This is a genomic window from Carnobacterium alterfunditum DSM 5972, assembly GCF_000744115.1.
GTDB lineage: Bacteria > Bacillota > Bacilli > Lactobacillales > Carnobacteriaceae > Carnobacterium_B > Carnobacterium_B alterfunditum.
The window spans coordinates 575,480-587,325 of record NZ_JQLG01000004.1; the positions used below are offsets into that span (position 1 = coordinate 575,480).

The 11,846-nt window shown below is 35.5% G+C and carries 8 protein-coding genes; all 8 read right to left on the reverse strand.

The features are described from left to right. Positions 1 to 111 precede the first annotated feature (111 nt). The 8 genes from BR50_RS03165 to BR50_RS03200 all read right to left on the reverse strand — a co-directional run bounded on the left by BR50_RS03165 (position 112) and on the right by BR50_RS03200 (position 11,744). Complete coding sequence (locus BR50_RS03165) at positions 112 to 1,284, reverse strand: hydroxymethylglutaryl-CoA synthase (RefSeq protein WP_034546208.1); 1,173 nt, start codon at positions 1,282 to 1,284, stop codon at positions 112 to 114. Positions 1,285 to 1,707: 423 nt separating this feature from the next. Then, positions 1,708 to 3,126 carry a glycoside hydrolase family 1 protein gene (locus BR50_RS03170; RefSeq protein WP_034548914.1) on the reverse strand — a complete coding sequence of 473 codons (1,419 nt, stop codon included), beginning with the start codon at positions 3,124 to 3,126 and terminating at the stop codon, positions 1,708 to 1,710. A gap of 145 nt (positions 3,127 to 3,271) precedes the next feature. Next, positions 3,272 to 3,583, reverse strand: a complete 312-nt coding sequence (locus BR50_RS03175) for a PTS lactose/cellobiose transporter subunit IIA (protein WP_034548916.1) — start codon at positions 3,581 to 3,583, stop codon at positions 3,272 to 3,274. A 48-nt stretch (positions 3,584 to 3,631) separates the two neighbouring features. Beyond that, a complete protein-coding gene (locus BR50_RS03180; RefSeq protein WP_034546209.1) occupies positions 3,632 to 3,952 on the reverse strand; it encodes a PTS sugar transporter subunit IIB in 321 nt (106 codons plus the stop codon). Positions 3,953 to 4,380: 428 nt separating this feature from the next. Beyond that, positions 4,381 to 7,080 carry a sigma-54-dependent transcriptional regulator gene (locus BR50_RS03185; RefSeq protein WP_034548917.1) on the reverse strand — a complete coding sequence of 900 codons (2,700 nt, stop codon included), beginning with the start codon at positions 7,078 to 7,080 and terminating at the stop codon, positions 4,381 to 4,383. Positions 7,081 to 7,125: 45 nt separating this feature from the next. Continuing rightward, a complete protein-coding gene (locus tag BR50_RS03190; protein ID WP_034546210.1) occupies positions 7,126 to 7,842 on the reverse strand; it encodes a GntR family transcriptional regulator in 717 nt (238 codons plus the stop codon). Positions 7,843 to 8,856: 1,014 nt separating this feature from the next. Continuing rightward, on the reverse strand, positions 8,857 to 10,143 hold the full coding sequence (celB, locus tag BR50_RS03195; RefSeq protein WP_034546211.1) for a PTS cellobiose transporter subunit IIC: 1,287 nt from the start codon (positions 10,141 to 10,143) through the stop codon (positions 8,857 to 8,859). 209 nt (positions 10,144 to 10,352) lie between these two features. Beyond that, positions 10,353 to 11,744: a glycoside hydrolase family 1 protein gene (locus BR50_RS03200; protein ID WP_034546212.1), complete on the reverse strand. Its 1,392-nt coding sequence runs from the start codon at positions 11,742 to 11,744 to the stop codon at positions 10,353 to 10,355. Between the last annotated feature and the right edge of the window lie 102 nt (positions 11,745 to 11,846).

Consider the following 11,846-nt stretch of genomic DNA (forward strand, 5'->3'; position numbering starts at 1 on the left):
CTAACTATTAAAAAAATTCAAAAAAGAACCCATTATTATTTTTGATGATAGCTTTCATCAGAAGTAAGAATGGGTTCTTTGATAGGAATTCATCCTATTAATATCGATTTTTTAGTTTGTTTTATTCTCGTATTGGCGCATATTATCTTTTATACCTTTTAATTGAATCGGTGCAGGATCATTTGTGCTACCAAACACTGCAGTAGATCCATCAACTGGAACCGTTTGTTGGAACATTTTTTCATACTCTTCGATCGAAACTTCTGTCCTAGAAGCAAATAATTCAGCGTGTTTTTCGGAATACAGATATTCTTGATAATTAGGTTGCAAGATCCCCGTAAAGAATTCTCCTACTGCACCTGAACCATAACTAAACAATCCTATTCTTGAACCAGATTTGAACTGTTCACTTTGTTCAAGCAAAGAAACTAGGCTTAAATATAATGACCCTGTATAAATGTTCCCAACATTTCGATTGTAGAGCGTGCTTGATTGGTAATTAGCCAATAAGCGTTCTTGACTTTCTTCTGATGCTTCTTCTAGAATAGTTCTCAATGCTTTGAGCCCTATTTTAGTATAAGGTAAATGGAAACAGATGGCTTCAAAATCATTCAACCCTAAGTTCGTTTTTGTTTTGTATTGTTCCCAGACTGTTTTGAAAAATAAAACATATTGTTCGTTTGAAAATTTGCCATCAACAAAAGCAAAATCTGAATAAATAGGACGCCAAAAGTCCATAATATCAGCCGTTAGATAAGCACTTTGATCTTCTAACGCCAAAATTTTAGGATCAGCACTGATCACCATTGCTACAGCCCCAGCTCCTTGTGTCGCTTCACCAGCTGTATTCAATCCGTATCGTGCGATGTCAGAAGCTAATACCAATACTCTGCTGTCTGGGTTCAAAGCAATATGGCCTTTTGCCATTTGAATTCCCGCAGTCGCTCCGTAACAAGCTTGTTTCACTTCAACAGAACGAGCATTAGGGTTTAGACCTAACAAGCGATGAACATAGACCGCTCCTGATTTCGAATTGTCGATACCCGACTCTGTACCAAAAATAACAAAATCAATTTTCGCTCTATCTTCTTCATCTAATATAATTAGTGCTGCATTTGCTGCTAGGGTTACTGGATCCTGTGTGATTGGTGCAACTGCCATTTTTTCTTGTCCTATACCGATTGTAAATTTTTCGGGCTCTACATTTCTAGCCGCTGCCAACTTGTTCATGTCCACGTATAAGTGTGGCGCATAAAAACCAATTTTGTCTATTCCAATTTTCAAAAGAAAGGACTCCTTTTTTATTTAATGACTTTTTTTATAAAAAGCTTTATTTCAGTGTATGATTGCCTGTTGGCTCTTTTGACTGAGCATTATAATAAATAATAAATTATTCTTAGTTAAAAAACAACCGTTTACGCCTAATCTAAAGAGAAGCTTAATAATCTGTCCTAAGAGTTATGTAAGAGATGAAAAGAGTTGGCTTTCTTTTTTCTATTTCTAGTTTAATTTCTGCTAATTTAGCGGTTCCCTTTTTTAACCAACTCATCAAAGACTAGCATATTAACTACGATCGTTTCTTTATTCAAGTTTTCTCTTCCTTAATAAATTATTTCATTTTATTGTAAGCAAAAAATGGCGACCCATTACTACTAGGTTACCATTTTCCGCCTATTTAGTCTTATCAACTTTTAAAGGGAGATTTCTTTAGTTGATTTCTGTTTTATCTGCAACTTCAAAAGTACGGCTTTCAATCAGATTTTTGTACCAGAAAGCCGATTTTTTTAATGAGCGATCGCGGTTATTATTTAAATCGATTCGAACCAATCCATAGCGATTCTTGAACGCATTCATTGGAGATACACAATCTGTAAAGGCCCACAACATATACCCTTTGCAGTTTGAACCAGCTTCAGTGACCTCGATCAAACAATTCAAATGCTCTGAAATAAATTCAATTCGGTAATCATCTTGTACGACTCCATTGCTGTCCATGAACCGTTCTTCGTCTTCGATGCCCATGCCATTTTCTGTAACTATCCATGGGATATTCTCATAGTCATTTTTTATACGCATACCAAAATCTACCATCATCTGGGGATAAATTTCCCAGCCTCTTGATTTGTTCATTTTACGTCCTGGTAATTCAAAATGGTCATAGTAATAAGCTGGGTGAAAGGGTGTTTGCTCATTCCATTGGTAGCTTGGAGCTTTCACACGATTTGGATAGTACAAATTGATCCCTAAGTAATCGACCGTATTGTGTGCAATACTATCTATTTCTTCTTTTGTGTAATCAAATTGGATACCGTGCTTTTTAAGTAGCGGGAACAATTCCTCAGGATAACTTCCCTTAACTAAAGGATCTAAATAAATACGATTAAAAAATAAATCATACATTTCAGCTGCTTTTTTATCTGCTTCTGAGGATGATCTTGGATACGTTACTTCTGGATTCAGCACAATACCGATTTGACCATCGTAGTTTTTCCTATGATATATTTCGACAACTTTTGCAGTTGCCAAAACTTTGTGGTAATTCCACTGCATCCATTTTTTTGTATCTTGCTCATGTGGATAACGAATGGCATCTAAGTAAGTACGCGTTTGAATAACGACCGGTTCATTAAATGTAAACCAATATTTCACACGGTCTGCATAACGGTCAAAGACAATTTCCGCGTATTGAGTAAAAAGGGCAACGACTTTCTTAGAACTCCATCCATCATATTTATCTTGTAAGTAAGTTGGCAGTTCATAATGTTCTAGACAAAGCATCGGGGTAACACCCGCTTTAATCAAGCTATCCACGAAACGATCGATATATGCAGCATAGTCTTCATCCACCTCTAGAGTCTCATAATCAATGAAAAATCTTGACCAGTTAATAGACGTTCGAAAATGAGTCAAGCCGATTTCTTTCATTAAATCAACGTCTTCTTGGTAGCGTTCATAAAAATTAGTTGCGACTCCCGGTCCATATCCTTCGTGCCATACCTGTTTTTCATTTTTATACCATGTATCGAGATAAGAATCCTGTCCTTCTTTTTTACCTTTCCACCCCTCTGTCTGCCATGCTGATGAGCCTGCACCGATAATAAAGTTTTCTGGAATCCGCTTTTTCAATTTATATTCTCCTCCATTTATCATTCCACCTGAAAACGGCATTGTTCTATGAAGACGATAAGGTCAATTTATCATCTTAGTAGAACGATAAAAAGCCATAAAATAAAGCTTTTATGACTTTTTATGAACCACTATGAAATTATAGTTAATCTATTGACACGCCTGCCATTTTTTTATACACATCAACAACTTCAGATGCTAGATCTCTAAACGTAATAGCATTCATCAGATGATCTTGACTGTGCACGGCTAATAAAGAAACCGTTAATTCCTCACCAGAAGCTTCTTGTGTTAATAAACTTGTTTGCGCATGATGAGCTTCTACCAATGACTTGTTTGATTCTTCTAATTTTTGGGTTGCTAATTCAAAATCATCATTCTTTGCAGCGTGAATAGCCTCCATTGCATCACTTTTAGCATTTCCACCATGAATGATCAAACCCATGATTGTTTCCATTTCTATTGCTTGTCCCAATTTACAACTTCCTCTCAATTATCTGTTTTTTTATTCTTTTATTAATTTAAGAGCTTGATCTAATACGTTTTCGCCATTCATTCTGCCATAATCTAGCATATCGATTATTTCTAAAGGAATATTTTTACCAGCTAATTTTTTCTCGAATTGACCTTTCATGAAGCGGACTTGCGGTCCTAATAACAAAACGTCAATTTTTTTATTTGCAATATTTTCATCAGCTGCTGCTGCGGATACTGCAAAAATTTCTGTATCCAGATTACGTGCTTTTGATGCCGCTTGCATTTTAGTTACCAATAAACTTGTACTCATACCTGCTGAACATACTAACATAATTGTTTTTTCTGCCATTATTTATCACTCCAATTATTTATTTGCTTTACATCTATATATTGCAATTATCATGCCAACTTTAATAAATGCAAACCCATTCAGAAAGCCTTTTCTTTAAATATTCACCGTTACACACTCGAACTAAAAAAATACACACTTAGAAAAGTGTGTATTTTTTGGCTGTAGGTCAAATGGTGTGGATGCTTCAAGATAAAATTTCTTCTGGAATGTACGGGTTTGCTTGTAGAGCCATGGTACCGCCTGTAAGCCTGTAGTCTTACAGACTTTCAAGCTTCAAACAAACCGTAATCGCGCTAAAGCGCCAACGGTTTGTAATTCTCATTGAATCCTTTACATGGCTACAAGCAACCCTATTCCTCCAGCAATTTTGGGTGAATCTTTTGATTAATTTATTCATCCACACCAAAAATTAGACAGCCAATTTTTTAGTTCATTTTAACTTTATTTTCAATAATCATCTGAGTAATATAAGCAATCTCATCTTCCGGAATAATAAGCTGGTATTGCTTTTCTAACGGAATCAAGGTTGCTTTAACAACATCCATCATCATTCTATTTTTTTTAGCATATTCTTCTAATTCAGAAAATTCTCGGACGATCGTACCTGTTTTTAATCCTTCAATTAGAAAAGCTACATGCAATATAATACCTGTTTCTACACCTGCTGGAATCATGATGTTCAATTCCTTCTTTAATTGCTGCATTAATTTTTGCAGAAAATACATCAACTGTTGAATAGATCCCACTTTTTTCAAGGTACCTGTCAACGATTGTATCATCTCGTTTATCGGAAGCTCTTCTTCTATTTGGGTCTTTAACAACAGCAATTTCTCATCATTAAATACATCATAAGCTGTATAAAAGGGAATATTTTGATAATCAAATTCTACCGTTCCAACTATAGCTTTAATATCATACGATTCCATTAATTGATCAATTTGTTGTTTAAAGGCTTCGCGATGTAAAAATTGTAAAGGAATGATCGTTACCTTAGTAGAGTCCAAGACAGGTTTAATGCGTTCCTCTAATTTTTTTGCTACTCCTTCACCCGTAAAACAGGTTACCAGTACGGCTTTCATTTTCTTTACGTCTACTAATGTTAACTGCTTTGTACTGCTTTTTAATACTGTTTGACAACTTTGGTAAATGTCTTCTAGGGTACGGCCAATGCTTGCCATTCTCACTGCTTCTAAAACGACTGGAGTACTCACCATCGGCAATGATTTGATCCGCAAACCCAAATCTTCTGCTAACATATTCCCGAAAGTATTTAGTGAACCCATATCCGTCAAAATCAACAGTCCTTGCTGATACCTTTCCTTGTCCTTTAAAATCGTTTGACGCACTTGTTTATACATGTCTTGGACTTTCATCGTCAGCGGCATATTGATAGCTATACCGACAGTTGTTTCTAATAACTCTTGTACTGTTTCCATCATGCTGCTTGCCGTTGTTTTTCCATGCATCAAAACCATAACAGAAGTTGTTTTCTCTTGTTTTTGACTCATTTCTGCTTCTTCTTGTTTGGTCAAAAATAACGCAATAAATCCGATTTCTTCAAAAGGAACATCAACTGAGTAGGTTTCTTCAACCATAGCCGATAAATCGATCGCTACTTGAAATTCTTTTGGATAATTTTTCCGAATCGCGTTTAAGTTAGAAATATCGATCGGCTGCTTCTCTTTTATACGTTCCAAAGCACTTTGTAAATGCAAAGCAAAGGCAAATTCGATCTTAGCAGAATATGTGCGCTGCAGCTGCTCTTTAGCAACTAAATACATTTTTTCAACTAATTCTTTTAGCACTGGATCAATGATATGTTTGCGTATATCAGATGTTGTGGAAAGGGTTTTGACATATTCATTAAAATAAGATTTTTGTTCTTTGTGATCTGATCCTTCTAAGTGATACGTTTCTAAAAGATTCTCATTTGTTTTTTTTATGAGATTTTTGGCCATCAAAGGATCGATAGCTGTCTTATTGAGTTGGTTTGCTAAGTTCTCTGTTGGTTCACTTGTAGGCATATAGGTAAATTCAGCTTTATCTTGTTGAATCAACCGCTCCATTTGTTTGGGCATCTCTTTGATCGACAACAATCCTTTTTGAACTTGAAAAGGCAAATCTTTTTGATCGATTTTTAAGCTTTTCAAAGACTGACTTTTCTCTGTCTTAAAATTCAAATAAGCTTTAGCACAAACTAACTTTAGATCTCTTTGAAATTGTCCAATATTTCCTTCTGGCTGATACAACATAAATGCGAGCAAAACTTCTCTTTTAATCGTTATTTTTTGGTTAAGGCGCTGAGCTTCCTGTTTTAAAAAGCTATCAACCAGTTCATACCGTTCTTCAACTGTACGTTCTACTAAATCGGGTAAGGTTATCGTCATTGGGATCCTACGAGTAAACGTTGATAGCATCACATCAGGTTTTTCCGTCGTTGCCCCAATGATCAATACATTTGCATGATACGTTTCATTGCTTTCACCTAAAGGACGATAGATGCCTTTATCAATAAAAGTAAACAGCATTTCTTGCCCTTCAGGTGGCAATCGGTGAATTTCATCTAAAAATAAAATACCATTATTCGCTTCATGGATGAGCCCTGTCCGGTCTTGAGAAGCACCGGTATATGATCCCTTTTTCACTCCAAAAATATGTCCAAATAATAATTGCGGATTTTGAGCATAATCTGCACAATTATAGGTTATAAAAGGAGCATCTTTAGCTAAGACGCGCGCTTCTAAAGCGTATTCGTACATACATTCTGCAAATAACGATTTTCCTGTACCCGTTTGCCCAAAAATGATGGTGTGTAGTCCATTGGGAGGATATAAAATAGCTGCTTTGGCCTGTTGAACCATCTCTTTTAAAGACGCTTCATAGCCAATTAAGCGAGAAAAAGCTTTTTCATCGTTGCCCTCTTGTTTACCTTCCTGCAAAGAAATGGCTTGATACAATACTGGACGTCCAGGTATCTTTTTTATTTGATTTTCCTTATGCAATTCATTCAAATATCGACTAATGTTGGTTCGATCTAAGGATAATGCCGCTGCAATTTCTTTTGCGGTAACAGCTTTACCTAATGTGTTTAAATGATCCAATACTAATTTTTTACGATTATTGATCACTTTACCTCCACCTTATTTTAAGAGTGTCTTTTTTTAATTCAGTCAAATTTTTTTATTCATATCAATAAAGGTATAACTACGTGTGTCATAACGATGACGGCTTCGCGAATACTCAAAAGGACGTCCATCTTTTAAGTACACAATTTGTTCCACTTCTAATATAGGATCATGAACGCCACAATTCAAGTATTCTTGATCGTATTTTGATGACTTATCCGCGCGAATTTTGCGATAGGCTCCGCTAAATTTAATCTTTAATTCATCATGAATATATTTATAAATAGAACCTTTGATGATATCTTCCGTTAAGCCTGTTGTTAAATCTGTTGGCATATAGGTATGTTCTAAAACATATGGCTTATCGTCAACAATTCTTAACCTGACCAGATTATAAACCGGCATATTTTTTTCAATCATCAAATGCTGCATGATCTCCTCATCTGGAAACTCAACTGTAAATTTAATGATCCTACTTTCTAATTTATGGCCCTGCATCTGTTTGGTCAAGCCGTCGTACTCATTGACTGCGGCATTTTCTTCGTTTAAAGGAGAATTTTTCATTACAAATGTTCCAGAACCACGCTGGCGATAAATCAATCCTTCTAAAGCTAAAATATCCAATGCTTTCTTTATGGTCATTCTGCTGACTTTAAATTCTTCTGATAATGACACTTGATCTGGAATAAGAGATTCCACTTTGTAAGTTCCATCTGTAATGCGATGTCTTATTTCATTTGCTATCGCTTCATATTTTACCATTATGGTACCTCCATGTTCTTGTCTATACAATTATCATAGCTCAAACAAAATAATAAGACTAGCCTTTTACTACAAAAAAACATTTTTTATTAAAACATTTTTGAAAACTAATGACTGGTCTAATTTTTGATCTAATAAGTGAAGGCATGAGTCAATTCAATTGGTTTTCTATTCTGAGTTCATCGAATTAAGCCTTGTTGCATTACCTCAAATGGAAAACGACTTTGAGTTACTCGAACTGAGGCTCGTTGCATTAACTCAAATGGAAAATGGTCTTTGAGTTAATCGAACTAAGCCTTGTTGCACCTACTCAAATCGAAAAGTGCCTTTGAGTTCATCGAACTAAGGCTCGTTGCATTAACTCAAATGGAAGAGTGCCTTTGAGTTACTCGAACTGAGGCCTGTTGCATTAACTCAAATGGAATAGCGCCTTTGAGTTCATCGAACTAAGGCTTGTTGCATTAACTCAAATGGAAGACAGACTTTGAGTTACTCGAACTAAGGCTCATTGTTGCAACTCAAATGGAAAACGGACTTTGAGTTACTCGAACTGAGGCCTGTTGCATTAACTCAAATGGAAAACGGACTTTGAGTTACTCGAACTGAGGCCTGTTGCATTAACTCAAATGGAAAACGGACTTTGAGTTAATCGAACTGAGGCTCGTTGCACCTACTCAAATCGAAACCGGACTTTGAGTTCATCGAACTAGACCTCGTTGCATTAACTCAAATGGAATAGCGCCTTTGAGTTACTCGAACTAAGGCTCATTGCACCTACTTAAATAATATTCAACGTTGAGTCAGCATTTGCCTCTGCTCTCACTATCAATTTGGTTTATTTTCGGAGCAATGTGGCCTATTGCAACCTAGTATGTAACTTCAAAAAAATTTGATTAACCTTTGTCTATCTGGCAGCTATTTTTCGCTTAACGAATGTTTTTAAAATATGCCTTAAAAGCAACAAAAAAGAACTTGCCTCCAAGGAAGAGGCAAGTTCTTTTTATATTATTGACTTTATGATTCGTCAGCCATAGAAACAGTATTTAGATTTACTTTATCGACTAATTTAAGGAATGGGAACCAAATTACTCCGATAAGAGCCATATCGATAACTTGAAGTAATCCACCCATAAATGAGCTTGTGGCCATAATACCGTTAATAACAACTGGTATCGTCCATGGGACTATGACACCTGTTGGAATTGGGAATATTCCTGTAGCCATCATAGCATAGTTGAATGCTGTTGTTACCAATGGAGCAAGGATCCAAGGAATAAAAATGGAAGCATTTAAAACTAAAGGCATTCCGAAAATCAATGGTTCATTTACGTTGAAAATTGCGGGTCCTAAAGCTAAGCGGCCGATATCTTTATTTTGTCTGCTTTTCATAACAAAAGCTAATAATAAGACAACGACTAAAGTACTACCAGATCCACCCATACCAACAGTGTAAATTTCCATAAATGGTTTAGTTACAATATGTGGTAAAGCTTCGCCAGCTTTATACGCATCAAGATTTTCTAAAGCTAAGGTATTCCAGATAGGATCCATTACTGAGTTAACAATAATTTGACCATGTAGTCCGAAGAACCATAGGAATTGAACAAAGAATACGGCAATCAAGGTAGCAGGTAATCCACTTCCAAGAGCTGTTAAAGGTTGTTGAATAGCTGTATACACAACATCATGTAAGTTTGTATCAAAGAAACCAACAACTGCTGCATTAACTAGTAAGAAACTAAATAATGTAATAAGAGCTGGTAACAAAGCTGCAAATGAATTAGCAACTGCTGGTGGAACACCATCTGGCATTTTAATTACGATGCCTTTTTTAACAATACGAGTATAGATCTCACCAGCTATGAAGGCTGCGATCATACCAATAAACATTCCTTTTGCACCTAAGCGATCTAATGCTAAAACACCTGTTACGGCTTCGCCTGATTCAGTCAACATTGAGAATGGTGTCAGAATAAGGTAAGCAGCTAATGAAACAGCCCCACCAAAGATAGCTTCAACATCGTATGATTTACTTAAATAATAACCGATACCAAATGTAACAAAAATGGTCATGATCGACATCGTCGCATTTTGTCCGTTTCCGAACAAGTTTCCTAAAGTTCCTTTTGTTGCATCATTGAAAAATGGCAAGTTATTTAATACGACAACAATTGATCCAAACATCGTAATAGGGAAAGCAAGCATAAATGCATCACGTAAAACTTTAAGGTAACGATTTTCACCAAGTTTTCCGGCAATAGGAAGTAATTTTTCTCCTAATTTATCAATAAATCCATCCACTAGTATTCCTCTTTTCTTTTTCTATGTTATAAACTCTAACTAAAAAGAGGCCTCTTTTTAGTTTTATCAATTATTTGAAATCGATTACATATAGATAATATCATTATATTTTTTATATGTCTAGTCTTTTGTTTAAAAAAACTAAACTTATTTATTTAGTAGTATTAGATTTCCCGAGAAGGGAAAATCTAATACTATCACTTTTTTTCTTAATCAAAACCATTAGCATCGGATACTTTTTTAAACCAGTGTCCACTCTTCTTCACCGTTCTTTTTCCTTGGTTCTCGATATCAACTGCTATAAATCCATAGCGATTTTTATAAGCATTTGTCCATGACCAATTATCCATACATGTCCACATGTGGTAGCCAAGCACATTACTGCCTTCTTGGATCGCTTGATGCATGAATGTCAAATGATCTTCGACGAATTCGATCCGGTAATCATCTTCAATTACGCCATCTTCATTTACAAAATCTTCTTCGCCTTCTACACCCATTCCATTTTCAGAGATGTAGCAACGAATATTGCCATAGTTTTCTCTTAGGTTCGTTAAAATATCATAAACCCCTTTTTCATAAATTTCCCATCCACGGTATGGATTCATTTTACGATCAGGTTTGATGTAATTGTCAAAATAATCATCTGGCATAGGGCCATCAGCTAGTTTTTCGTTAGATTCTTTGGCTTTGATTCGACGAGGTTGGTAATAGTTAACACCTAACAAATCGACCGTATTATTTTTGATTGTTTCTAAATCGCCTTCTTCGATCACTGGTAAATGATCGATTTCTTTTAATAAATCGACTAAATCTGTTGGGAATTCCCCTTTAACTGAAGGATCTAAGAATGAACGATTAAAGAATGCATCAGCAAGTTGTGCTGCTTTTACATCTTCAGGATTAGATTCATCTCTTGGATAACTTGGTGTTAAGTTTAGAATAATTCCAATTTCACCGTCTAAGTTCATTTCATGATAAACTTTGATTGCTTTAGCACTCGAAAGCACTTCATGATAAGCAACCTGAACAGCTTTTTTCATATTCACTTCATTTGGATAATGGAATTGGTATAAGTATCCACCCTCAACCGGTACGATAGGTTCATTATGTGTAAACCATTTTTTAACTCGATCACCAAATAGTTCAAAACATATTTTGGCAAATTCTACGTACGCATCTACCGTTTCACGGTCTAACCAGCCGCCTTTTTCTTGCAACTTCATAGGCATATCAAAATGATACAAGTTGATAAACGGTTCAATATCATTTGCAATCAATTCGTCGATAACATCATTGTAGAAAGCAACTGCTTTTTGATTAACTTCCCCAGTTCCATTGGGAATTAAGCGACTCCATTGGATTGATGTTCTAAACGTCGTATGACCTGTTTCTTTCATCAATTGAATATCTTCTTTATATTTTTCATAAAAGTAAGAAGTTTTTTCTGGTCCTACTTGATTGAAGAATTTTTCTGGTTCTTCGCGGTACCAATGATCCCAAATATTGTCCCCTTTGTTATCGCCTTCAAAAACACCTTCTGTTTGCGGTCCACTTGCTGCAGATCCCCACCAGAATCCTTCTGGAAATTCATATTTCATGGTATTAAACACTCCCTTTTTTATCTTAAAAGCTAAACTAATTGTCTAGTCTTTTGTATAAAACGATTATACATTTATTTCGATAAAATTACAAGCTGTTAG